Origin of the sequence: Rheinheimera marina, assembly GCF_042654345.1 — a bacterium.
In the GTDB taxonomy this organism is placed as follows: domain Bacteria; phylum Pseudomonadota; class Gammaproteobacteria; order Enterobacterales; family Alteromonadaceae; genus Pararheinheimera; species Pararheinheimera marina.
Map to the genome: position 1 here is coordinate 764,808 of NZ_JBHSGB010000010.1, position 24,272 is coordinate 789,079.

A 24,272-nucleotide genomic window follows, 5' to 3' on the forward strand; every position below is an offset into this window, starting at 1 on the left:
AAGCCCCTGAAAAATCTGCCGATAATCCAGAACATAAGCATGGCTTAGCCTGGTTAACTGGTTTAGTATTTTGTTGTGGAACAATGTTTGCAGGACAAAATGTCCAATCGGAGCCTTAAGGGATCATCAATGCGTGTAGTCGGGCTGTTTATTCTGTTTTTCTGTCTTGTCTCTGGGGCCTCTGCTCAGGTCGAGGCACCGGTGCGCCTCAAAGGGCCCAAAAACATGGAAAACCCAGTACTGAGCAGGGTTGGCCCTCTGACTGCCAATGACACCTTATGGCGTATTGCCGAAGAAGTGCGGCCTCATCCCGGGCTGAATATGTACCAGGTGATGTACGCCATTTTTATGAAAAACCCGGATGCATTTCTTGACGACAATTTTAATCATCTGAACCTTGGCTCCTTCCTGACCATCCCAACCACTGACGAAATTTTGGCGGTGGACGCCGCCCAGGCTCAACGCAAGTCGGAAGAAGACGACAGAATTTGGGCACAGCGTGTCCGTGCCGCGGCGGCAGCCAAAGTGAAAGAAGGTTTGGTCACAGCCCGCCAGCAAGACGTTGATAAAGCCCGCGAGGAAATAAAAACAGAACTGAGCCGGGTCGAAGACCTGCAAAAGCAACAACTGGTTGAATTGCAGAAAAAGCTGGCCGAGTCGAACGCCACTGTCGAAACCGTCCTGACCGACAACACGGCACTGAAAGAAAAACTCGATATTCTGACTGATCAACTACTCAAAGTGCAGTCGCAGGTTGACCAGGACAGTGAAATCCAGAAAAACCTGGAAATGCTGGTGCAACAACAAACCGAAATGCTGGAGCAGCAACGCGCGCAAATTGCCCGTGAGCAGGAAGGGTTTAATTTTGCCCAGTGGTGGCAAAAAGTGTCCGACAGTGGTCTGAGCTGGGTGTTGCTGGGAACTTTACCTGTCGTGGTGCTACTGGTGTTGGTGTTGGGCTGGTTAAAACGTCGTACCCGTCATACCGAAGATGTTGTCACCGCAGCCACCGCAGCTCCGCAGCAGGACCCGCATTACAAATCACCGTTGCCGCCATTGGATGAAAGTCTGGACTTTGATGAAAGTAGCCTGATGACACTGGATGAGTCGTTATTGGGAGGTGGTGATGCCAAATCAGGTGTCCGGTTGGACGATGACCCACTGGATTTGTCCGATGATTTATTGGGTGGTGGTAAAGGCTCACCATTTAACGACGTGTTGTTGGATGACGACGAACTGCTGGACACCAAAGACTTATTAAGCAGCAGCGATTTGGACAATGAGCTGTTGGACGATTTGCTGGACGAGGTGAGCCCGGCTGAACCAGCCACTGAAGTCGAGTTTGACCCGGATAATATTCTGTCCGGAACTGACCTCAGCTCATTACTGGAAGATGATAGTCTGGACGAGTCGGCCGACGATATTTTCGCTCAGGCGGTGGCCGAGCAATTGGCCACCGAAGAAAAACAAAAAGCAGCGGACGAGACAGCCGAGCTTAGCAATGAGGCAGCAGATGAGCCTGCACTTGATGATTTAATTGAAGAAATTGAGCTGGATGACCTGGAACCTGAAGTCAGCGCTGAAGTTCAACCTGACGATGTCGAAGAAGTGGATTTCGATTCGTTGCTGGAGGAATTACAGGCTGAACCGCCACTGCTGATTGACGAAGTGACGACGGAACCGGAATTGGTGCTGGCAGAAGAGCTGGAGCTGGCCGCTGGCTCAGAAACGGACGAATTATTGTCAGAAAGTACTCAGTTTGACAGCACCGAGCTGGACGAATTCGCGGAATCCCTGGTGGATGAAGAGTTGACCACAGACTGGCCTTTGGTGGATCAGGACGATGACCCGGCTGTTGCCGACCAGTCTGAATTGCAGGACGAGCTGATGGCAGAGGCTTCGGAGCTTGAAGAGCTGCTGGATATGCCGCAGTCAGAGCCGACCAGCGTCTCCGAACCGGCTGAGACTGATCCGGCTGAAACTGAAATGACAGCCATTCTGCCGGACGAGCAGGTTGCTTTTGAGTCTGAAGATACAGACCCGGCTGACGCGCAGCCGCAAGGCGCTGAACTGGCGTTTGACGAGGACGACTATCCGTTAACGCCAGATGATGTTGCTTTGTTGTTAAATGATGAAGAGCCAGCCGACCAGCCGCCTGTACAGTTCCATGCCGATCATCAGGAACTGGCAGATCTGGCTGACGAACTCTCTCTCAACCAATTTTCGGGCGACGAACCCTCTGGCAATGAATTAGCCGCAGAAGAATTCCCTTCAGATGAGTTGTCTTCTGACGAACTGGTCGCAGACGACTTGTTGGCGCAAGACGATGCTCAAAGTTGGCAGGAATTGTCTGAAAGCCTGACCGACGAAGTGGCAGTGGCGCCTATGCCGGATTTGGATGGGTCTGAGGATCAAAGCGTCAGCCGATTGTCTGATGCCGCCCTGTCGGTGGAAAAACCAAGTAAGGTGCTTGAACAATACCCTGAGCTGGAGCTTGGCGAAGACTTTGTTGAAGAACCAGAAGAAGAGCTGCAGACGGAATCGGATTTCCCGGTTGAAGAGGACGCGGGGTCCTTATTGACGGAGCCAAGCGAGGATGAACCTCAGCTTGAAACCGAAACCCAGGTTGAAGATAAAGACGAAAGTGCGCCACAGGCTTCTGTGCTGAGTGATCTGGATGAACTGGATGGTCTGGACTTTGACCAACTGCTGGCCGATGTCAGTCAGTCGGATGAAGAGCTGGAAAGTCCTCAGGATGCAGCGACGGCGGCGGCTGTCCTGGCCGAACTGGACATCGAACAAAAAGAACCCGAGGTATTGACCGGCGAGCTGACTGATGTTGACCAAGCTTTGCTGGAGTTAGATAACTTGCTCGAGCAGTCTGAAGAAGAGTCAGAACCCGAACTGCCGAACCCTGAACTGTTGTCGGTCGATGTCGGGCTGGACGATTACAAAGAATTTATTGCCGACCAACAGGAAAGCGAAGTCGACCCGATGGAGCAAATTTACGGTGCCGACCTGGATTTGATCCGCGCTTACTTGGAAATTGGTGAACAGGAAGGGGCTGGTTTGCTGATTGACAAATTGTTGGCTGCCGAAGAACTGCCTGAAGGGATCCGCTCAGAAGTGATTAAACTGCAACAGCAACTGGAGTCGTAATTTTCTATTCTGGTCGGGGCGCGACAACGGTATACTTGCGGCCCGAAGCAGAGGAGAAGGTATGCGTATTGCGTTGGGTGTGGAATACAACGGCAGTTCACTATTTGGCTGGCAACGTCAGCGTGAAGTGCCAAGTGTGCAGGGGCATCTGGAAGCGGCGCTAAGCAAAGTGGCCAACCATCCTGTGGAAACCTTTTGTGCCGGCCGCACTGACGCTGGTGTCCATGCGACAGGACAAGTGGTGCATTTTGATACCGATGCAATGCGGGATATGCAAGCCTGGGTGATGGGAAGCAACTCCAATTTGCCACCAGGCGTAGCTGTACGCTGGGCTGTGCCGGTTGCCGACGATTTTCATGCCCGCTTTTCCGCCACAGCACGCCGGTACCGTTATGTGATTTATAACCATAAATACCGGCCTGCTATTTTGGGGGCAGGGCTGAGTCATTATCACCAACAACTGGATGTGGAATTAATGCACCAGGGCGGGCAATACCTGCTGGGTGAACATGATTTCTCGTCGTTTCGTGCTATTCAGTGCCAATCGCACAGTCCGTTTCGCAACCTTATTCACCTGAATCTCAGCCGGTTTGGCAGTTACATCGTACTGGATATCAAAGCCAATGCGTTTTTGCACCATATGGTGCGTAACATTACCGGAAGTTTACTGGAAGTGGGCAAAGGCACGCAAAAACCGGAATGGATGGCTGAACTATTGGCGGCAAAAGATCGAAATCTGGCAGCAGCAACGGCCAAAGCCGAAGGTTTGTACTTGGTGGATGTGGATTATCCAGAGCGTTTTTCGCTGCCTAGAATGCCGCTTGGCCCCCTGTTTCTGCCCGACAACTAAGACCAGTTAGCTGTATTTTCTTCTTGGCCTTTGTGCTTTAATAGGCGCCGTTTGCTGCACGTTCGGCGCTTTTTTACACAATAATGTCAGGCAGGGTTTTGCCCCTGCTGTCAGACCAAGGAACATTTATGAGTTGGTTAGAGAAAATTCTGCCCAGAACATCGTCATCAGCCCGTCGTAATATCCCTGAAGGGGTCTGGACCAAATGTACTTCCTGTGACGCTGTTTTATACAAAGCTGAATTAGACCGTAACCTGGGCGTGTGCCCTAAATGTGACAATCATATGCGTGTCAGCGCCCGTGACCGGCTGACCCAATTCCTCGACACCAACAGCGCAGTTGAGCTGGCTCCTGAGCTGGAACCACAAGATTTGCTGAAATTCAAAGACAGCAAAAAATACAAAGACCGTATTGTCGCCGCGCAAAAAGAAACCAATGAAAAAGACGCCATGGTGGTGATGCGCGGTTCGCTGCATGGCATGCCGATAGTCGCTGCGTCATTTGAATTCGCCTTTATGGGGGGGTCTATGGCGTCAGTGGTCGGTGCCAAGTTTGTCAAAGGCGTGGAGTATGCGCTTGAGCATAAAATTCCTTTTGTCTGCTTCTCTGCCAGTGGCGGTGCCCGGATGCAGGAAGCCCTGTTGTCGCTGATGCAAATGGCAAAAACCAGTGCGGCGCTGGCCAAGCTGAGTGAAGCGGGTTTGCCTTATATCTCTGTGTTAACAGACCCGACTATGGGCGGCGTGTCCGCCAGTCTGGCGATGCTGGGTGACATCAACATTGGTGAGCCACGGGCGTTAATCGGTTTTGCTGGTCCCCGCGTAATCGAGCAGACAGTGCGTGAGAAGTTACCTGAAGGCTTCCAGCGCAGCGAATTCCTGTTAGAACACGGTGCTATCGACATGATTGTTGACCGTCGGCAAATGCGCGATACAATTGCCCGTCTGGTAGCAAAATTTATGCGATTACCTGCGCCGGCCAAGGAGCACAGGGTCGCCTGATAAGGTGTTATGACCGTACTCTCTCCGTTAAGCCAATCGTCGCCTTCACTGGCCGATTGGCTTTGTTATATTGAACAGAAACATCCGCAACATCAGATTGAACTTGGGCTAAACCGTATTCGCCTCGTGGCCGAACGAGCTGGTTTACAGCAGTTGCCGGGTAAAAAAATCCTGATTGCCGGTACCAATGGCAAAGGCACCACAGCCCGCACTCTTGAACAGTTATTACTGGCTCAGGGGTTTTCCGTTGGCGTCTACAGCTCACCACACCTGTTGAACTTTAATGAACGCTTGCGGTTGAATGGCCAGGATGTGGCGGACCCGTTGTGGCTGGACGCGTTTGGTTTCGTCGAGCAACTGCGTGCAGACACCGAACTCACCTATTTTGAATTCACCACGCTGGTGGCCTTTCGTATTCTGTGTCAGCTACAACCGGATTTCTGTCTTATTGAAGTGGGTCTGGGCGGGCGTCTGGACGCGACCAACATCATTGAGCCTGACCTGAGCCTGCTGACCACCATCGACCTGGACCACCAGGATTATCTGGGGCCAGACCGGGTCAGCATTGGCAGAGAAAAAGCTGGCATCTTTCGTCATGGCGTTCCTGCAGTCGTACTGGAAACTGATTTACCTGACTCTGTACTTGAAGTAGCTGCCCAGCTGGGCACCCAACTTTGGCGCTCTGGCGCGCAGTATCAGTTCAGTCAGGGACAACTTTGGTCCTGGCAGTCGGCCAATCACCAGCTGCTGCAGTTACCCAAACCTGCTGTGCCTCAGGCCAATGTGGCAGCGGCACTGATGGCACTTGAGCTACTGCAGGTGCTGCCTGACGTTGGCGTGCTGGAGAAGGTGTTGGCTGATCTGAGCCTGCCTGGCCGTATGCAGTGGTTAAGTCACCAGCCTGCGGTTTTGCTGGATGTGGCCCATAACCCGCAGTCTGCCGCGTATCTGGCTTCGCAGTTGACTGAGTTAAAAGGCCGCTACCTGAAAATCCATGCGCTGGTCGGCATGCTAAAAGACAAAGACTGTGCACAAAGCCTGCAGTGCTTTGATGGCTTGATTGACCAGTGGCATCTGGTGTCATTACCGGGCGCGCGTGGCGCGACAGCGGAGCAACTGTCGGCTGTATTCAGTGACAATTCAGCGCTTTGCTGTTATTCAATGGTGCAGGACGGCTATCAAGCTGCATTAGATGCATTGCAACAAGATGATTTATTGGTGATTTTTGGCTCTTTTGTTACAGTATCGGCAGTTTTGGCGCTGCAAATGGAGACTGAAGTATGAACAGCGCGTTGAAAAACCGTTTAATAGGCAGCAGCATCTTAGTCATTGCTGCTGTGGTGTTTTTGCCTGATTTGCTGGATGGCGAAAAACAAATTGTGCGGGAAGAGTTTAAAGCCATTCCGCAACGTCCTGAGTTTTCGACGGTGCAGCAGGAGCAGGTCTTTACCAAAGAGCAATTGGCCGAAAAGCAGCAGGAATTGCTGAATGGCCCCGACGATAGTCCGGCTTTGGATAGCTTGCCTTCAGACGAGTTTGCTCAAGTCACCGCAGGCGCTGCCGGTAGCGAAGCCAGCACGGACACAGCACAAATGCTGACAGAACCAGTAAACCCGCTTGGCCCTGTGACTGAAACTGCTGAACCTGCGCCAGAAAAGGCAGATCAAACCACTGCAGTACCTGTTGCGCAGGAGCAAACGCCTAAAGCTGAACCCAAAGGGAACCCGGCACTAAATGCTGCTGCCTGGATAGTGCAGGTGGGCAGTTTCAGTAAAAGCGATAATGCATCCAGCCTGGTCAGCAAGCTAAAACAAGCTGGCTTTACCACCTTTACCCGTGCCAGCAGTAACAGTCAGGGCCAGACGATGACCAGCGTCGTGGTTGGGCCTGAGCTGAAAAAAGAACGGCTGGAAACCCGCATTTCTGAGCTGGAACAGCTGACAGGTGTCAAAGGCCTGAAACTGACCCCTTTCAAACCTATCGAAAATAATTAGGTTTTGCGGCGCGCGTTTTGGTAGAATGCGCGCCGTCATCAAGCATCCTTTGGTAGCACATGGTTTGGATTGATTATGCCATTCTGGCTGTTATTAGCCTGTCGACCGTGATCAGCTTAGTTCGCGGTTTTGCCAAAGAGGCCATCTCTTTGATTGTCTGGATCGCGGCATTTTTTGTGGCCAGCTATTACTACCCTTATCTGGCCAGTTACTTCACCGATTTACAGGACGCCATAGTCCGCAACGCTGTCGCTATTGCAGTGTTATTTATCTGTACCCTGATCCTGGGGGCATTACTGAATTATTTAATTGGCAAACTGGTGCAGTCTACCGGTTTGTCTGGCACTGATATGGTGTTAGGCCTGGTTTTCGGTGCTTTGCGCGGCGTATTGATCGTCAGCGCCATTTTGTTTTTTCTGGACGCTTTTACCATGGCTGACCAAAGCGCATGGTGGAAGAGCTCCCGGTTGATCCCCGAATTTGGTTTTATTATCGAGTGGTTTTTTGAGTACCTGAAAAACAACTCCAGTTTTATGCAACGACCTTAACTCTGGCGAGGAAATAAACGATGTGTGGTATTGTTGGTATCGTAGGAAAATATCCGGTCAATCAGGCCCTGTATGACGGATTGACAGTACTGCAACACAGAGGACAGGACGCCGCCGGTATTGTTACAGTAGACGATAATGTATTGCGTCTGCGTAAAGCGCTGGGTTTGGTCAAAGATGTGTTTGAAGCGCGCCATATGCAGCGTTTGTCCGGCAACATTGGTATTGGTCATGTTCGTTACCCAACCGCAGGTACCGCCAGCACCGCAGAAGCTCAGCCATTTTATAGTAACAGTCCTTTTGGTATCGCCCTGGCGCACAATGGTAACCTGACCAACTCTGATGAGCTGAAGCTGGATTTATTCCGCAACGCCCGCCGTCACGTCAACACCAATTCAGACTCTGAAGCCTTATTAAATGCTTTTGCCTATGAACTGGAAAAACATGCGGATATGCATGTAAGCCCAGATCATATCTTTAAAGCAGTGGCTAACCTGCACCGTAAAATTCGTGGTGGTTATGCTGTTGTTGCTGTGGTGATTGGCCATGGTCTGGTGGCATTCCGTGACCCGAATGGCATTCGTCCTTTAGTCATTGGTAAACGTGAAACACCACTGGGCACTGAATACATGGTGGCTTCAGAAAGTGTGGCACTGGACGCAGATGGTTTTACCGTAATGCGCGATGTTGCACCAGGTGAAGCTGTGTATATCACTGAAGGTGGCGATTTGTTTACCCAACAATGTGCAGAAAACCCAAGTTATGCCCCTTGTATCTTCGAATACGTGTATTTTGCCCGTCCGGATTCGACCATCGACAATGTGTCGGTTTACGCATCCCGAGTTGCTATGGGTAAAAAGCTGGGGCAGAAAATCAAAAAAGAATGGGCGTATCTGGACATTGATGTCGTTATTCCTATCCCTGAAACTTCAAACGATGCCGCTTTGCAAATTGCTCACGAACTGGGTTTGCCATACCGTCAGGGCTATGTGAAAAACCGTTACATTGGCCGGACTTTTATTATGCCGGGCCAGACCGAACGCAAGAAATCAGTCAAACGTAAACTAAATGCAATCTGGCAGGAATTCGAAGGCAAAAACGTGTTGCTGGTGGATGACTCCATTGTGCGTGGTACGACGTCGCAACAAATCATCGATATGGCCCGCGAAGCCGGTGCGAAAAAAGTTTATTTCGCTTCTGCCGCCCCTGAAATTCGCTTTCCTAATGTCTACGGCATTGATATGCCGTCGGCCAATGAGCTGATTGCCCACGGCCATGACGTCGAAAGCATCTGCAAAATTATCGGTGCTGACGGTCTGATTTTCCAGTCTCTGGACGATCTGGTGGATGCGGTCCGCTCAGAAAACCCAGAGCTGAAGCGTTTTGAGACCTCTGTGTTCGACGGTGTATATGTCACCAACGACATCGACCAGGCCTACCTGAACCGCCTGGATGCTCAGCGCAATGAAGCGTCGAAAAAGAAAAAGCAAGCCGAGCTGACAGCAAGCCTGGAGCTGCATAACGAAGGCAGCAACTAAGGCCGTTTGCCGTAGTTCAGAAAGACGAAAGGGTAGCATTAGCTACCCTTTTTTCCTTGTCATTCCTGCCTAGTGCGTAAAAGCCGGACCGAATCCCGAACTCCACAAAATAGCTGTGGCGGTTAACACACACACCAGTAACACCAAGCCTACAGTGACCACTGAGCTTGAGTAGATAAAACCACGTTCTTCCGGAATATGCATCAAAATGGGTACGCCGACGTACAGCAGGTAAACCGAATAAGTTAAACCTGCCAGACCTACCATCATCACAAACCAGAGTTCCGGATAAAAGGCTGCCACCCCAACCATAAAGAGCGGGGTAGAGGTGTAAGCTGCTAACTCCAGTGTCTGGGTATAGCTTGGGTCAGCTCCAAAGGTCTGTGCCATCCAGTGTGCCAGATACGCCAGTGCGAACACACCAGCAATCAGCGCGACATACATGGCAACAGACAGCATCATGGCACTGTCTGCGGTCAATTTAATAGGTTCACCGACGCCAATACTCCAACCGATATGTACCGCAGAGTAATAAGCACAGAAGGATGGAATTAAAGCGACCAGCAGGATGTGGATTAAACTGTATTTAAAGCTTTCATGACGTTCGTCTATGGTATGCCATTCTTCTTTGGGATGGGCATACAGTCCCCATAAGTGATTTAGAATCATCGTTTTTATCCTTGTCTACTACGTTGTGACTACAGGTAACAGCAAGTACCCTTATCTTTGTTATGGTCAACAGATGTCGGTTCGTCAAGTTTGATGCAGATAAAAGCAAAGGCCTGGGATAGAGCAGAGGGAAGCATAAGCAACAGTCACTTTATTTGGGGGGGGGCTGGCTGAAAAATTGCCTGCCAGGTGCAGCTGTAAAGGGACGCTGCCGGGCCAAATGGCCACGGCGAATCGTCAGCCTGCAAACTTGCCACTATGGAATTTAAAGTCGGTGTCTGGTTCTGAAATCAGTGAGCTTTCAAGCTGACCAAAAAAACGAACCCGTGCGGAGATATCGGTTTTGGCAATAGTTTGCGCCAGTTCGAGGTAGTCGCTGAAGTGTCTGGCTTCAGAGCGCAATAAAGACACGTAAAACTCAGCCAGTTCCTGGTCGACGAAATGGGCTAACGCCGCGAAGCGCTCACAGGAGCGGGCTTCGATATAGGCACCACAAAGCAGCTTGTCGATAAAAATCTGTGGCTCGTGGGTTTTGCAGTTTTGAATTAAGGTCCTGGCGTACCGACTGGCCGAGATATTCTGGTACGGAATGGCGCGATCGTGCATGATTTCCAGCACCTGACAAAAATGATGCAGCTCTTCGCGGATCAACAGCACCATTTTGCTGATAATCAGATCAGAATGTTCAAAGTCCGAGCGGCCAATAATGGATTTACTGAGCTTTTCAGCACTTTTCAGGTCGTCCAGGCTGCCTTCAAAGCGGTAGGCGAAATCCTCGAATGGCTTTAACCACTGCAGCAGGTGTTTTGAACTTTCGTCATTGCAGGCGTATCGGCGCAGCAGATACATAGCGGTTTGTGCGGCTTTGAGTTCACAGACCAAATGGTCCTGCAGCAATATGGCTAACCGCTCAGGTTTAGCGGCTTCATTCAACCACTCTGACGGCGTCTGGCAATGAAGAAACTGCTGAATAGGGTCGAGAATTTGGGCGTCAAACTGCATCGGGTGTATCGCTTTCATTTAACTTTACAAAATGTAGCTGCCAGCCATCGCGACTGACTTCCAGATAGGAGCTTTGCTGATACCAGTCGCCAAGCACATAACGTTGGCCGCTCTGGCCATTGGCGAGAGGCACCTGATGCACTGCCGGTCTGTGGGTGTGGCCGTGGATCAGGCGCTGAACGCCATAGATGCCCATCACCTTGGGCACTTCGTCTGGTGTCACGTCCATAATGTCACTGCTTTTACCGGCTTTGTCTTTGGCGCTGACCCGGCGCGCTTTGCGTGCAAGGTGCTGGCGGTACCACAAGGGCAGCGACAGGATCAGGCATTGCCACCAGGGTTGGTCCCACCAGGTGCGAAACTTCTGATAGCCCAAATCCAGAGTACAGAGTGAATCGCCGTGCATAAGAAGGGTGGGGTGATCATAAAGTTCCACCACAGTCGCTGGCGCCAGCAGCTGAAGCCCGGCCCGTTTGGCATAACGCTGTTTCAGTAAGAAATCGCGATTGCCGTGGCAAAAGTAAACCGGCACCCCGCTGTCAGACAGCGCCTTGGTCGCCTGAGCCACCTGAGCCAATAAGGCTTCAGGGTTGTCATCGCCAATCCAGACTTCGAACAAATCGCCGAGGATATACAAGGCCTCTGCCTGCGTGGCTTCCTGCTGCAGGAAGCGCAAAAAAGCGGCCGTGATATCGGGCCGCTCTGAGCTTAAGTGCAAATCGGCAATAAATAGCGTGCGGCTATTTGTGTTGCCCTTATTCACCAGTAATTTCAGCCTTTTCAATCACGACAGCGTCTACTGGCACGTCGGCATGACCGAATTTACGGCCAGTGGCTACGGCTTTGATTTTATCGACAATATCCAAGCCTTCGACCACTTCGCCGAATACGCAGTAACCCCAGCCCTGAGAGGATTCGGAACTGAAATCCAGGAAGTCATTGTTGGCCACGTTGATAAAGAACTGGCAGGTTGCAGAATGCGGGTCGCTGGTACGGGCCATCGCAATGGTGCCTTTTTTATTCGACACTTTGTTGTTGGCTTCGTTTTTAATTGGCTTTTGCGTGTCTTTCTGTTCCATTTCAGGGGTGAAACCACCGCCCTGGATCATAAAGCCGTTAATCACACGGTGGAAAATGGTGTTGTCGTAAAAACCATCTTTTACATAGCTCAGAAAGTTTTCCACAGTCGCCGGGGCTTTATCAGCGAATAATTGCAGCGTAATAACGCCATAATTGGTGTGCAAACGAACCATTACAAACTCCTTAGGATAAAAGTGCCGCTAGTTTAACGCAGCTGAGGCTTTTCACAAAACATCCTGTCTGCAGTGTGCGGAGGATAGCTCATCCCTGAGGCCGGTGTTACACTATCGCGTTTTCAACCGGATGAAGTCACCGAGGAGTACCATGCTGCATATTTTTAATACCCTGACCCGTAAAAAAGAGCCTTTTGTTCCTTTACGGCCCGGCAAGGTATCAATGTATGTCTGCGGTATTACCATTTATGACTTCTGTCACGTCGGTCATGCCCGTACTTATGTTGCCTTTGATGTGATTAACCGTTATCTGCGTTTCAGCGGTTATGACGTGACTTATGTGCGCAATATCACTGACGTGGACGATAAAATTATCAAGCGTGCCAATGAAAACGGCGAAAGCTGCGATGCACTGACGGCGCGTTATACCCTGGCGATGCATGACGATTTTAATGCGCTGGGCCTGATGCCTGCCGATATTGAACCGCGGGTCACCACCCATATGCAGGAAATCATCGAGCTGATTGAAACCCTCGTCAGCAAAGGCTATGCCTATGTCGCTAAAAATGGCGATGTGTTGTTTGATGTCAGCAAATACGAGGCCTATGGTCAGCTCAGCCAACAAAACCTGGAGATGCTGCAAGCCGGTGCCCGGGTGGAAGTGGACGAAGCCAAAGATGACCCGCTGGATTTTGTGCTGTGGAAAATGGCGAAGCCTGGTGAACCGCATTGGTCATCGCCTTGGGGCGAAGGCCGTCCTGGCTGGCACATTGAATGCTCGGCGATGAGCGCGAAGCACCTGGGCAAGCATTTCGATATTCATGGTGGCGGTTCTGATTTGCAGTTCCCGCATCACGAAAACGAAATTGCACAGTCCTGCTGCGCCCATGATTCACCTTATGTGAATACCTGGATCCACACAGGTATGGTGCAGGTGGATAAAGAAAAAATGTCCAAGTCACTGGGCAATTTCTTTACCGTGAAAGACGTATTGGCGGACCACAACGCGGAAGCCGTGCGGTATTTCCTGATCTCCAGCCAGTACCGCAGCCAGCTGAATTACTCCAAAGAAAACCTGGAACAGGCGCAGTCGGCGTTAGGCCGCCTCTACACAGCGCTGCGTGAAGTGACGCCAGCAGAGCAGGTCCGCTTGGACAACAGCTATGTGGCGAGCTTCAAAGCGGCGATGGACGATGATTTTAATACCGCGCTGGCCTTGCCCGTGCTGTTTGAACTGGCCCGTGACATCAATAAAGAAAAAGCGGCCAACCCGGCCAAAGCGTCTGAGCTTGCGGCGCTGCTGAAAACCCTGGGTGCTGTGTTGGGCATTTTGCAAGGCGATGCAGAGGCTTACCTGCAAGCGGGGACTGCCGCTGATGATGTAGCAGAAATTGAAGCCCTCATTGCCGAGCGTAATGCAGCCCGTGCAGCGAAAGACTGGGCCGCGGCCGATGCGGCCCGTGACGCCTTAACTGCAAAAGGCATCATTCTTGAAGACAAAGCAGGTGTCACCAGCTGGCGTCGTGCCTGACACTGAGCAATGAGCATACTGTCGCTGCAGTCACTGCGTTACTCAGTACCGGCGTTGCTCAGCAGTGCACTATTATGGTGGGCACTGCTGAGTGCCACTTCCGCGCATAGCGCTGCAGGTGGTACACCTATGTTGCTCACCTTTTTTGCACTTTTTCTGGCACCGGTGTCCATTATCAGTGGTGTCTGGATGCTGCTCTGCTGTCTGACCCGTTCAGTTTTTGTTGTTCAGCACTGGTCAGCATGCAGTGTTGCTGACCGGGTCTGCTGGTGCTGTGCCGTGCTGCTTTGCTGCATCCTTCTGTTATCTCTGTTGTTTTTCAGCATCGTCTAAACCTTATTGCTCCTTTATTGTCTCGCCGACCATAAAATGACGTCGAACACTCCATTTATATTTCTATTAGATTCAATGGCTTAAATTTCTATTGCTGTTTTTGCGCACAAAAACATTGCGAATATACTGTGTGGCGCATAGTATTTGCTGTGTGTCGCACAGTATGTGTCGCACAGTATAAGGAAACATCGAAATGACCACATCGCAACTGGACAAAATGCGGCTGGAGTTAAGGCGGGGCGTGCTGGTGCTGGCGGTTTTGGCGTCGTTAAAGCAACCGCATTATGGCTATTCATTACGCAAACAATTGCAAGACGCTGGTGTAGAGATTGATGAAGGCACCTTGTACCCGCTGATCCGGCGGCTGGCAGAGCAGGGGGTGCTCGACAGCGAGTGGCAGCAGGCCGAAGGGCGGGAGCGTCGCTACTACCAATTGAATCAGCAAGGGCAGCAGTTATTGCAACAACTGCGACAGGAGTGGTTGCTGCTTGGTAGCGCACTTTCACCCTTACTGAACACTCTTTCGGAGGCAGAATAAGATGGAATTATTGGAACGTTATCTGAGCGCCGTAGCGCGTGAACTCCCGGAGTCACTGCGGGATGAAATCAGCCGCGAGCTGAAAGCCAATCTGCTCGACAGTGCAGAGCAGAAGGAACAAGAGCTTGGCCGAGTGTTAAACGGTAGCGAATGGGCTGAGCTTTTAAGGCAATGTGGCCACCCGGCTCGGGTCGCACGGCAATTTGTGCCTGTGCGCCCGCTGGTGGCTGCTGACGACATGCCTCTGTTGTGGCATGTACTGGCGATGGTGATTGGGGTTATTTTTGTATTCGAAGTGGTGGAAGCGTCAGCCCGGCTGGTGTTTTCCGACCCCAATCCGTTTCGTTTTGTCTTTCAGCTGTTGGCTGATGTGATCCGTCAAGGTTGTTTTGTGTTTGCCGTGATAGTGATCTCGTTCTGGCTGGCGGCTCAGGATGGCCGCAGTCTGTCGTCACGTTGTGCGCAGTTATGGGAGCCGTCACAGTTACCCAAAGCCGAGCAATCCTGGCGCTACATCCGGTTAAGTGACGTCTTTACCGACCTGGCCACTTATATCTTTGTGCTGGTGTTGACCACTATGCCTGTTTGGATGAGTGACGCTCAGCAACAAGGCCTGCTGCTGGTATTCAACAGCGACGCGCAATTGTGGTTATGGTTTTTCAGCCCGGTGATGGCGTTATCGGTCGCCTTTTGTTTCTGGCAATTGCAACGCCGTTTATGGAGCAAAGCCATGCTGACAACGGCCATTGCTGTGAATCTGAGTTGGCTGGCGATGTTGGTTTGGCTGGGCTTGCAATACCCGCTGTGGCAACAACCGCTACTGGAAGCCCGGCACGAGCCCTTGGCCGGCATGTTGACGCAATTGCAGTTAGAACGGGGGCTCAGCTGGGGTCTGCTGGTGTCGTCGTTGTTCCCAGGCTATGAAGTGCTGCGGGATTCGTTGCGCTTGCGTCAATGGGACTGACGGCAGCGCCGCATCGCAAAGCGGGCACTTACAAACGCCCGCTTTGGATTAAACCGTAAACCATACCAAATAAGCCGCCGCCATAACCGACCACCAGGCCAAACAGACAGCCCAGCTTCTGCCAGAGCACACTGCGCCGTCCCGCTGCGCTGAACAGTGCTTTTTGCTCCAGCCCAGGTGCAATCAATTGCCACATCCGGTATTGCTGCCGACTCAGTCCCGCCAGAAAGACGGTGAAGCAGAGCAGAGGAGCGACAGCCCCAGAAGTGAGCTCATAGGCAGCTGTCAGGGCCAGGCCACTAAGCAGCACCCAGGCAACCGTCTGATTACGCAACTTGCGTAGTTGCTGGCGCAAAACAGGTGAATCGGCATTTTTAATCGGCTGCTGCATGCCGATAATGACGCCAATGACCGCAACAAAAGCGCCCAGCATGGCACCACTGAACAGCAGCAGCCATTTTGCCCAGCCGCTTTGGCTGGCCGCCAGACCTGAAACCGTCGCGGCTGCGGCAGGTGGCGCAACGCTGCTCAGCACTGCACAGACGGCGGTGGTTAAGCCCAGCCCTGGCGCAGTGGAGCACAACAATTCGCCGCCCCGTCGCAACCACTGGGCTTTTAATAACTCGCGCACCCGCTGCAGTTTTTTGCGCACATTGGCTTCGGTTAACCCGAGCAGTTGTGCCACCTGCTGACTGTTTTGTTCTTCGCGATAAAACAGCAGTACTATCTCCCGGCTTTCGTCGGGCAGCTGCTCTATCAGGCTGCCAATCAACTGATTTTGCTGCTCACGCGCTAAATCTTGCTCAGGCTCTATACCTGAACAAAAGGATTCCAGTAAGGCTTCAGCTTCTTCACCACGTTCAGTGCTTTGAACCCTGTTGTCACGCAGATAATGAAAAGCGCGGTAGCGGGTGATTTGTCGCAGCCAGGGTAAGAAGCTGGCCGGATTGTTCAAACTATGCAGCTGTTTCCAGGCATAAATAAACACTTGTTGGGTAATGTCTTCGCTGGCATCCAAATCTTTCACTATCGCCAGCGCAATGCTGCTGACCGTGCGTTGACTTTGTTGCATCAGACGACTGAATGCCTGGACATCCCCCTGGCCTGCTGCCAGTACATCTGGCAGCAGGCGTTGTTCCTGAGTTTGACTGGTCATGGGTTAATCCTTTAAAAAAGCCTGCACTTTGCTGAGAAACCAGCTGGGTTGGTCCAGCATAATAAAATGCCGTGCTCTTGGTGCAAATTCAAGCTCAAGCTGTTGAATTCCTGCCAGTTGTTCACGGTACAGCTTTGCCGCTTGTGCTTGCTGCTCACGGGTTGGCAGGCCGGCATTGGCACCAAGGAACAGTACTTTGTCATCGATGGCCGGCATCTTGCTGCGAATATCGCTGGTCAGCAGTTCCGCCACCAATTGGCCTGTGCGTTTTGGATCCGAGCTGGCCGCCATTTGCAGCACCAGGCGCTGAGCGGCCGGGGTCACTGCCTGAATGTGAATACCTTGCTTTGTCATGGCTTTAAGCTGCTCAGCGCTCATCGCCTGGTACAGGGCTTGTAGTTGCGCAGCCTGAGGTTGCATCTGGGCTGCAGTGGTCTGATTCGACTGCGTAAAAATGGGGGCAAGAAACGGCAAGCCATCTACGGCCACCACTTTGCCTGTTAACTCCGGGTACTGGCTGGCCAGATTCAGCGCGAGGAACGAACCCATACTGTGGCCAATCACTACCGGCTGGTGCAGGGTGTGCTGACGGATGTAGTCAGCCAGCTGCTCTGTCAGGGTCTGCAGCAGGTGGCCCTGATGGGCCGAGCTTGCTGTTTGGCCAAGACCTTTAACATTGATCAGGTGCAGTTGGTGATCCTGACTCAGTACTTCGGCGCTTTGTTGCCAAACCCTTTGGTCTGACATCAGGCCCGGGATCAGAATAACGGCAGGGCCTTTCCCTCGCACTTCTACGTCAAATTGCCGCTCTTCAGCTTTCAGATTGCCAGCCAGTACACCGGCGACAATGGTCAGACTGATGGCGAAATGGGTCCAGAAGCCAGGTTTTTTAGCGGCATTTTTATTGATGATCGTTTTGGTGCTCATTGACGTAGTCTCCGTGTGGTTTGAAATTAATTGCTGTGTTTAATTCCAAGTGCCGGCAGACGAACTGACTGTGACAAAAATTTTTGATTTTTTTTCGGCAAGACTAAGGCTACTGATTTACCTCGGTTTTTTTATCAGCGTTGCAGAGCAGTTTTCAGCCGTCAGTTTTGAGAACAGCATTCAGCCAAGGTAAAGCTAAGGGCCGTAAACTGAAACTGTCAGCCTGATTGCACTCCAGCTGACACAACCCATTTTGCCAGCCTTGTTGGCTGGCAATGGCGGTGATCCTGTAAAGGATGCACTGACAGACATGCAGGAAGGGGTTCAGGGATGAACCCAACTTGCGTCTCTCTCCTTTACTGCGTTAACAGCTGATGAATTTGTCGCCGAAGCCAGGCGAGTACAAAATCCCCTTGTGTTCTGGAATGCCAGATTTGTGACACTTGCACCGGTGAGAGCTCAACGGGGCAAGGCCTGGTGGTCAGCTGAGGGTTTTGGCTGCAGGCTTGTTCTGCAATGGAAGCCAGGCAAGTGAGCAGCAGATCGGTCTCTGCCAGCATGGCCGCCGGGGTCATAAAGCTGGACAATCCAGCCACCACCTGACGTTTATACCCTTGTAGCGCCAGGGCTTTATCCACCAGGCCGTGCATGTCTCCGGTTAAGGTGGTCATCAGGTGCCGGGCCTGGCAGTAGTCACTGAATGACAATTCAGCATTTAACGCCAGCGGGTGACTGACAGACAGCAGAACCACAAAGTGTTCCTGCTGCAATTTCTGTTGGTAAAAGGTCAGTGGCAAGTCCTGGTAGAAACCGGCGATGGCTAGGTCGCAATCACCGCGTTCCAGCTCCATCTTTGGCAGCTGGCCTTGGGTATTGCGAAACACCAACTGCAGTTGCGGCGCCTCTCTGGCAAGTACGGGCAACAGCTTGGGTAATAACAGTTGCTCAATATAGTCCGTACTGTAAATCCGCAGCTGGCGTTTTTGCTGATGCAAGCCAGGAGACTGTGCATTCTGGTAAAACTGTTCCAGCTGTGCGACCAGGCCGAGCAGTTCGGTGGCCAGTCGTTCTGCCCTTGGAGTCGCCGTCAGGCCGCGGGCGGCACGCACAAACAGCGGATCGTCAAATTCTTTGCGTAACCTGTTTAATTGGTGGCTCAGCGCTGGCTGGCTCAAATGCATCCGTTGGGCAGCACGGGTCAGATTCAACTCTTCATACACCACTTTAAACAGCAACAGCAGGTTCAGATCATGGTTACTGATATTCATAATTTGGATGGCTTGTATTTAATCAATTCATTTCATCTGAATCTACGCTGCACCTAGACTGCATGCAACCAACACAAGAGGACAAACCGATGAAAATAGTGATCACTGCTGCAGCAACAGCCTTGCTGGGCTTAAGTTCTGTCGCGGCTCAGGCTGCAGACAAAGTACTGATCGTGGTGACCAGCCACAGTCAGATGGGCAACACCGCTGAGCAAACCGGCTATTGGCTGAGTGAAGTGACTCACCCTTATAAGGTACTGACAGATGCCGGATTTAGCGTGGATATTGCCAGTCTGGCAGGTGGAAAAGCGCCGGCAGACCCTCGCAGCTTGGACAGCAAAGACAGTGTCAATCAATGGTTTGCAGAGAACGCAGTGCATCAGCAAAAGTTAGAACAGAGCCTGAAGCTGAGTGCTTTAAAGCCAGAAGAGTATGACGCGGTGATCTTTGCTGGTGGGCACGGCACCATGTGGGATTTTCCGAGCGATCAGGTATTGCAACAATTTGCCGCAGCACTTTATGAGCGACAAGGGGTGGTGGCCGCGGTTTGTCATGGTCCGGCGGCACTACTGAATATTCGGCTGAGCAGCGGCGATTTGTTGATTAAAGGCAAAAAACTAACCGGCTTTAGCAATGAAGAAGAGCAAGCAGTCAAACTGGATCAGGTCGTGCCGTTTTCGTTACAGGATGAGCTGACCAGCCGTGGCGGGCTATACAGCGCGGCCGGCTTGTGGCAATCCAATGTAGTGGTCGATCAGCGGCTGGTCACCGGGCAAAACCCACAATCTGCCGAAGCCGTCGGGCATGAGGTCAGCAAACTACTTAAAGCTGCTGCACTGTCATCGAACTAGGGCTTGTTGACGTTTCAGGGTTATTTTTGCAGCAGTCTGGCCGGTTTTTATGCAAGGCAGTGCGAGTGCAGTGTAGTTATTCTACATAAGCGAGCACTAACGCAGCAGAAAGACCGGCCAGGCGCTGCCCTTCGGGTTCGCTCTGGCGGCGCCCTGCACTTTGTCACTCGTCGTTCATTTAGAATAACTAAACTTCGCTCCTCGTTTCGCGTTCAGAACGCCGCCAGAGCGAACAAAATTTAATCTCGAAACGTCAACAAGCCCTAGATTTAGTGTCATGCAGGTGCAACAGGCTTTACCCATACTGGCAGGGCTTGTTGCATTGCTTGAGAGTTCTCCGGGCCTTTACAGGCCCTTTTTTTATCGACACGGGAGAGCTGCTGACGCCCCCTGGTTTGGGGTGGCTTGTGTTATGGGCTGAACCTCGCAGGAGGTAGTGCGTCTGTCTCATTCGGTACAGTGGTACTGATTTTTGTCATAAAACCGCCATTTATCCCCGTTAAGCTGACATTACTCGGTTTTGTCACCTGCCAGTTATGCTAAAAGCCCGTTATCTTCCCGTACTTGTCGCCTTAGTGGTTCTGCTGCTGACCGCCTTATTTTGCGGTTATATCCGTTATGCGGAGCTAAAAAATTCCGAAGTGAAATCGGCCGTGATAGCGCAGCAGGTTGGCAACAATCTGGAAGTGTTTTCAGCAGACCGGGTGCGTGCCATGCAGGATTTGATTGGCAGCTGGCCGGTGAACCATGTGAATCACGTCGATTGGTTTAATGTGCGCTCCCGTACTTTGGCCCGCATGCTACCTGGTTTTGCCGATATTTTGCTGCTGGATAAGCAGGGTCGCTTACTCTGGTCTATCAATAAAGAATTCCGTGAACATACACAGGTCGCTGACTGGCCGCAACTAAAGCAAGACTTACCGGCGCAAGGTGGTGAGGCTAGAGCCTTGTTTGTGCAGCTACCAGAGAAAAGTTACAACCTGATGATTTGGCCTGTGCTGTCTGAACACGCCACCTATGGTTACATTGCTGCCGTGTTTGATACCCCAGAAATTCTGACTGTACTGACGGGCGGCTTGGAGCAGGAAGACTTAAGTTTCGCTGTGCTCGACCAGCAGCGACTGGTCAAACAGCACAATGTATTTTTCAGTGAACGCAGTATCAGTGAACAGCCGCTTGAGTTTGCCGGCCGGCCTTGGGTATTCCGGGTGCAGTCACAGCCTGTAGGCCTGAGCATCAGCGTGCTGGTGCTGCTGCTTGGTTTGGTTATCGCCTGCATCTCCGCCTGGGTGCTGACGCACTCGTTGGGCAAGCAGCGTTTGCTGGCCAGTCATGAGGCCAAATACCGCCGTTTAGTGGAAGGCTTACAGGGGCATTTTATTTATCGTGCGTCGCGCGACTGGCAGGTTGAATTTGTCAGCGAAAGTGTCAGCCATATTTTGGGTTACCCGGCGGCAGAATTTCAGTTACACCACCTGGATTACATCAGCAAAGCACCGGAAGAGCGTGCTTTAGCGCAGGCGGTGATTGCCCGGGGTAAAACTCCTGAACCTTATCTGGTGGAATACCAGACACCAGCCGGCGAACGTAAGCTGATTGAATACCGGGATGCGCCGGTGCTGGGTGACCATGGCCAGTTGGTGGCTATCGAAGGCATAGGCCGGGACGTGACGGCTGAGCATGCGATGCAGCAGAAAATCCGTTACCAGGCCGACCATGATCAGCTGACGGGGTTATTGAACCGTTATGCCTTTAACCGTCAACTGGATCAGTTGCTGAATAAAGGCGCCGATTGCTGCTTGTGTTACATCGATATGGACCAGTTTAAGCTGGTGAATGACAGTTGCGGTCATCTGGCCGGTGATGAGCTGCTACGCCATATTGCCGGTATTCTGGCGCTGGATTTGGGGGAAAAAGACGTGCTGGCCCGGGTTGGTGGCGACGAGTTTTGTCTGATTTATTTTGGTTTGTCGCTGGAGCAGGTCGAAGAGCGCCTGCGCAGCCTGCTGCGCCGGATCAGCGAGTACCGTTTTGTCTGGCAGCAGCATGTGTTTGAAATTGGTGCCAGCATCGGCGTAATGGCACTCAGTGGCAAAGGCCACAATGCGGTCAGTGTGGTGCAGGCGGTCGACAGTGGCTGCTACCAGGCCAAAGTGTCAGGCAAAAATCGGTATTTTGTGGTGCATGACAAAACGGAACAACTAAACCACCGCCAGTTTGAGCTGAAGCTGTTGCATACAGTGCAGCAGGCGTTGGCGCATCAGCAGTTTCAATTGTATTACCAGCAAATTAAACCGCTGGACCCGCAATGCCAGGAGCTGCATTACGAGGTGTTGTTGCGTTTACAAAGCTCCGAAGGGGAATGGATTAGCCCGGCCATTTTTATTCCGCTGGCAGAGCGTCATGGCCTGATGCAGCAAATTGATGCCTATGTGTTTAACCATGTGATGACCGAGCTGGAACGTCAACCACAACACTTGGACCGCTTAACCAAATGCGCTATAAACCTGTCCGGTCTGTCGCTTGGCGATGAGCAGCTGTTGGCGATGATTTCACAACGTTTTGCCCGCTCGAAAGTACGACCGGATCAGATTTGCTTTGAGATCACCGAAACCGCTGCGGTCAGTAATATGGCCAGCGCCAGCCGGTTTATTAACAGCCTGCGGCAAATTGGCTGTCGTTTTTCGCTGGACGATTTTGGTGTTGGTATGTCGTCGTTCAGCTATCTGAAGCATATGAAGGTGGATTACGTCAAAATTGACGGCTCTTTTGTCCGCAATATGAAGCTCGATAGCGCTGACCGCGCTATGGTGAAAGCCATTGCCGAAATTGCTCAAAGCCTGGGTAAAGAGTGTATTGCCGAATTTGTGTCCGACCCTGAATCCGTCTATTGGTTGCAGCAGTTTGGTGTGCGTTATGGCCAGGGCTACAGCCTGCATCAACCTGAACCTATGACCCGACTTTGGTTACCAGAACCTGAAATTATCCCGCTGGCGCAGGCAGGAAACTGCTGATTTTCCGCGTTTATTTTTCAGTTCTCTCTGTTTTTTCGGAGACGGCTGGCTATACTGCGCATCAATTGCTGAATTTTTCATATTTTGATTTTTGCGAAGGGAAAGCTTTCAGGTGAGCCGCTTACTGGTCACAGTTTTGTTGCTGCTTTATTCAGGCGTTAGTCTGGCGCTGGATGTGATTGTGCATCCCGGCGTCGGTATGGCTGAGCTGAATGTCACCCAGTTGCGAAGTATTTATTCCATGCGCCAACAAAACTGGCCGGACGGGCAACCGATCCGGGTTTTTGTGTTGCCCGCCAAAAGTGATGTGCATCAGCAGTTCAGTAAACAAAAGCTGCAGATGTTTCCGTATCAGCTGGATAGGATCTGGCAAAAAATTACCTACTCAGGTTTGGGATCTGCCCCTGTAGTGGTCAATTCCGCTGCACAAATGCTGGAAATGGTCAGCAATACTACAGGTGCCATAGGATATGTTGAGGAAGCCGATGAAAATTCATCCGTTACTGTGCTGCCTATTCGTCTTTAGCCTGGCATGGCCATGGCAAAGCAACGCACTGGCGGATGAGCCCAGCTGGCACGGCTTTGTCTCGCAGGGGCTGATGCAGGCGAAAGACACCAACTTTGTCAATCTGGATGACAAGGTCTCGGCCGAGCTGACCGAAGTTGGCCTGAATGCGTCCTGGACCCTGACTGACGAACTGCGTTTGGCCGGGCAAGTGGTCTATGTCGATGGTGGCCGCCGTTTTGTGCAGGGCAGCAAGCTGGATTACCTGTTTCTGGACTGGACTGTACACAGCAGCTTTGACTGGCGGCTGGATTTGTTTTTAGGCCGTTTTAAAAATCAGCACTGGCTGTACTCTGCAACCCGTGATGTGCCTTTCACCCGCAATGCCATTGTGTTGCCGCAATCTGTGTATTTTGATTCCTTCCGCGATATCGCGATGGGCAGTGACGGCCTGGCGCTCAAAGCAATTCGCTTAACGGATTACGGCGAGTGGGAACTGAACTGGAGTTATGGCGCTACCAATCTGAGCAAAGAGCAAAGTCAGTTGCTGCTTAGTACTCTGGCGCAAGGCGATGCAGAGCAGGACTATGTGCATCAGTTGAGCCTGTACTGGCGACCAGCACAAAGTGGTTGGCAGTGGGGCATTTCGTTGCTGGATTCCGACTTCAGCTACGACAGCGCAGAGCAGGATTATTATTTCGATGGTGGCATTACTGTGCAGCGGGTGATGGCCAACTTTCGCTACGCCGCCGAATTCTGGGAACTGTCCGGTGAATGGATGCAGGAACGCATGAGTATTTATGACTTTTTTGCACCGGGTTTCCGTCGGGGAAGTTTCAGCCAGGGCTGGTACGTGCAGGGCCGTTACCAATGGCTGGACCATAGCTGGCTTAGCCTGACCTACGATAATTTTGACCTGGATAAAGACAACCGCAGTGGCAGCAATTTCCCGCTAAGCACCGGCGGGTTAGTTCCTGCTTACTTTGGTTATCAGAACGATCTTAGCCTCGGCCTTAGCATTGACCTGGATGATAACCTGCGGCTAATGCTGGAACACCACTGGGTCGATGGCACCGCACGTCTGGCGTATCCGGTATTGCCGGATATTCAGCACAACACAGAAGAGCACTGGAAGCTCTGGGCTCTGCAACTGATGTACTGGTTCTGATTG

22 protein-coding genes are annotated in these 24,272 nt (G+C 51.8%); 15 read left to right on the forward strand and 7 right to left on the reverse strand.

Annotated features, from left to right (window positions below; genetic code table 11):
* Positions 1 to 225: 225 nt before the first annotated feature.
* From ACFO3I_RS13105 to purF, 7 genes are all read left to right on the forward strand, one after another.
* Positions 226 to 3,159, forward strand: coding sequence for a FimV/HubP family polar landmark protein (locus tag ACFO3I_RS13105; protein WP_377334528.1), 2,934 nt, complete (start codon positions 226 to 228; stop codon positions 3,157 to 3,159).
* A gap of 61 nt (positions 3,160 to 3,220) precedes the next feature.
* A complete protein-coding gene (gene truA / locus ACFO3I_RS13110; protein WP_377334530.1) occupies positions 3,221 to 4,009 on the forward strand; it encodes a tRNA pseudouridine(38-40) synthase TruA in 789 nt (262 codons plus the stop codon).
* A gap of 128 nt (positions 4,010 to 4,137) precedes the next feature.
* Entirely contained in the window at positions 4,138 to 5,010 is an 873-nt protein-coding gene (accD, locus tag ACFO3I_RS13115; RefSeq protein ID WP_377334532.1) for an acetyl-CoA carboxylase, carboxyltransferase subunit beta, read from the forward strand.
* A gap of 9 nt (positions 5,011 to 5,019) precedes the next feature.
* Positions 5,020 to 6,294, forward strand: coding sequence for a bifunctional tetrahydrofolate synthase/dihydrofolate synthase (gene folC / locus ACFO3I_RS13120; RefSeq protein ID WP_377334534.1), 1,275 nt, complete (start codon positions 5,020 to 5,022; stop codon positions 6,292 to 6,294).
* Positions 6,291 to 7,004: an SPOR domain-containing protein gene (locus tag ACFO3I_RS13125; RefSeq protein ID WP_377334536.1), complete on the forward strand. Its 714-nt coding sequence runs from the start codon at positions 6,291 to 6,293 to the stop codon at positions 7,002 to 7,004. Before folC ends, ACFO3I_RS13125 begins: the two co-directional genes overlap by 4 nt.
* 59 nt (positions 7,005 to 7,063) lie before the next feature.
* The gene (locus tag ACFO3I_RS13130) at positions 7,064 to 7,552 is read left to right on the forward strand and encodes a CvpA family protein (RefSeq protein ID WP_377334538.1); all 489 of its coding nucleotides are present in this window, start codon (positions 7,064 to 7,066) and stop codon (positions 7,550 to 7,552) included.
* A 20-nt stretch (positions 7,553 to 7,572) separates the two neighbouring features.
* Positions 7,573 to 9,090, forward strand: coding sequence for an amidophosphoribosyltransferase (gene purF, locus ACFO3I_RS13135; RefSeq protein ID WP_377334540.1), 1,518 nt, complete (start codon positions 7,573 to 7,575; stop codon positions 9,088 to 9,090).
* Between the two features lie 69 nt (positions 9,091 to 9,159).
* On the opposite strand, the gene ACFO3I_RS13140 is transcribed toward purF, so the two are convergent.
* The 4 genes from ACFO3I_RS13140 to ACFO3I_RS13155 all read right to left on the reverse strand — a co-directional run bounded on the left by ACFO3I_RS13140 (position 9,160) and on the right by ACFO3I_RS13155 (position 12,014).
* Positions 9,160 to 9,759, reverse strand: a complete 600-nt coding sequence (locus tag ACFO3I_RS13140) for a Yip1 family protein (protein WP_377334542.1) — start codon at positions 9,757 to 9,759, stop codon at positions 9,160 to 9,162.
* Between the two features lie 237 nt (positions 9,760 to 9,996).
* Complete coding sequence (gene miaE, locus ACFO3I_RS13145) at positions 9,997 to 10,779, reverse strand: tRNA isopentenyl-2-thiomethyl-A-37 hydroxylase MiaE (protein ID WP_377334544.1); 783 nt, start codon at positions 10,777 to 10,779, stop codon at positions 9,997 to 9,999.
* The gene (gene lpxH, locus ACFO3I_RS13150) at positions 10,751 to 11,524 is read right to left on the reverse strand and encodes a UDP-2,3-diacylglucosamine diphosphatase (RefSeq protein ID WP_377334546.1); all 774 of its coding nucleotides are present in this window, start codon (positions 11,522 to 11,524) and stop codon (positions 10,751 to 10,753) included. The genes miaE and lpxH overlap by 29 nt, the downstream gene beginning before the upstream one ends.
* A complete protein-coding gene (locus tag ACFO3I_RS13155) occupies positions 11,517 to 12,014 on the reverse strand; it encodes a peptidylprolyl isomerase (protein ID WP_377334548.1) in 498 nt (165 codons plus the stop codon). The genes lpxH and ACFO3I_RS13155 overlap by 8 nt, the downstream gene beginning before the upstream one ends.
* Before the next feature lie 151 nt (positions 12,015 to 12,165).
* On the opposite strand from ACFO3I_RS13155, the gene cysS reads away from it, so the two are divergent.
* The 4 genes from cysS (at position 12,166) to ACFO3I_RS13175 (ending at position 15,380) form a co-directional block, all read left to right on the forward strand.
* The gene (gene cysS / locus ACFO3I_RS13160) at positions 12,166 to 13,545 is read left to right on the forward strand and encodes a cysteine--tRNA ligase (RefSeq protein ID WP_377334550.1); all 1,380 of its coding nucleotides are present in this window, start codon (positions 12,166 to 12,168) and stop codon (positions 13,543 to 13,545) included.
* Positions 13,546 to 13,554: 9 nt separating this feature from the next.
* On the forward strand, positions 13,555 to 13,878 hold the full coding sequence (locus ACFO3I_RS13165) for a hypothetical protein (protein ID WP_377334552.1): 324 nt from the start codon (positions 13,555 to 13,557) through the stop codon (positions 13,876 to 13,878).
* 193 nt (positions 13,879 to 14,071) lie between these two features.
* Complete coding sequence (locus ACFO3I_RS13170) at positions 14,072 to 14,416, forward strand: PadR family transcriptional regulator (RefSeq protein WP_377334554.1); 345 nt, start codon at positions 14,072 to 14,074, stop codon at positions 14,414 to 14,416.
* Position 14,417: 1 nt separating this feature from the next.
* Complete coding sequence (locus tag ACFO3I_RS13175; protein WP_377334556.1) at positions 14,418 to 15,380, forward strand: hypothetical protein; 963 nt, start codon at positions 14,418 to 14,420, stop codon at positions 15,378 to 15,380.
* A 28-nt stretch (positions 15,381 to 15,408) separates the two neighbouring features.
* Here ACFO3I_RS13175 and ACFO3I_RS13180 read toward each other — a convergent pair whose 3' ends face one another.
* The 3 genes from ACFO3I_RS13180 to ACFO3I_RS13190 all read right to left on the reverse strand — a co-directional run bounded on the left by ACFO3I_RS13180 (position 15,409) and on the right by ACFO3I_RS13190 (position 18,731).
* Positions 15,409 to 16,536 carry an RNA polymerase sigma factor gene (locus ACFO3I_RS13180; protein ID WP_377334558.1) on the reverse strand — a complete coding sequence of 376 codons (1,128 nt, stop codon included), beginning with the start codon at positions 16,534 to 16,536 and terminating at the stop codon, positions 15,409 to 15,411.
* 3 nt (positions 16,537 to 16,539) lie between these two features.
* Positions 16,540 to 17,463: an alpha/beta fold hydrolase gene (locus tag ACFO3I_RS13185; protein ID WP_377334560.1), complete on the reverse strand. Its 924-nt coding sequence runs from the start codon at positions 17,461 to 17,463 to the stop codon at positions 16,540 to 16,542.
* A gap of 356 nt (positions 17,464 to 17,819) precedes the next feature.
* Positions 17,820 to 18,731, reverse strand: a complete 912-nt coding sequence (locus tag ACFO3I_RS13190) for a LysR family transcriptional regulator (RefSeq protein ID WP_377334562.1) — start codon at positions 18,729 to 18,731, stop codon at positions 17,820 to 17,822.
* Positions 18,732 to 18,820: 89 nt separating this feature from the next.
* Here ACFO3I_RS13190 and ACFO3I_RS13195 point away from each other — a divergent pair, with 89 nt between their 5' ends.
* The 4 genes from ACFO3I_RS13195 (at position 18,821) to ACFO3I_RS13210 (ending at position 24,269) form a co-directional block, all read left to right on the forward strand.
* The gene (locus ACFO3I_RS13195; RefSeq protein WP_377334564.1) at positions 18,821 to 19,582 is read left to right on the forward strand and encodes a type 1 glutamine amidotransferase domain-containing protein; all 762 of its coding nucleotides are present in this window, start codon (positions 18,821 to 18,823) and stop codon (positions 19,580 to 19,582) included.
* A 536-nt stretch (positions 19,583 to 20,118) separates the two neighbouring features.
* Positions 20,119 to 22,596: an EAL domain-containing protein gene (locus ACFO3I_RS13200; RefSeq protein WP_377334566.1), complete on the forward strand. Its 2,478-nt coding sequence runs from the start codon at positions 20,119 to 20,121 to the stop codon at positions 22,594 to 22,596.
* Positions 22,597 to 22,708: 112 nt separating this feature from the next.
* Complete coding sequence (locus ACFO3I_RS13205) at positions 22,709 to 23,122, forward strand: substrate-binding domain-containing protein (RefSeq protein ID WP_377334568.1); 414 nt, start codon at positions 22,709 to 22,711, stop codon at positions 23,120 to 23,122.
* Positions 23,082 to 24,269 carry a hypothetical protein gene (locus ACFO3I_RS13210; protein WP_377334570.1) on the forward strand — a complete coding sequence of 396 codons (1,188 nt, stop codon included), beginning with the start codon at positions 23,082 to 23,084 and terminating at the stop codon, positions 24,267 to 24,269. The genes ACFO3I_RS13205 and ACFO3I_RS13210 overlap by 41 nt, the downstream gene beginning before the upstream one ends.
* Positions 24,270 to 24,272: the final 3 nt, after the last annotated feature.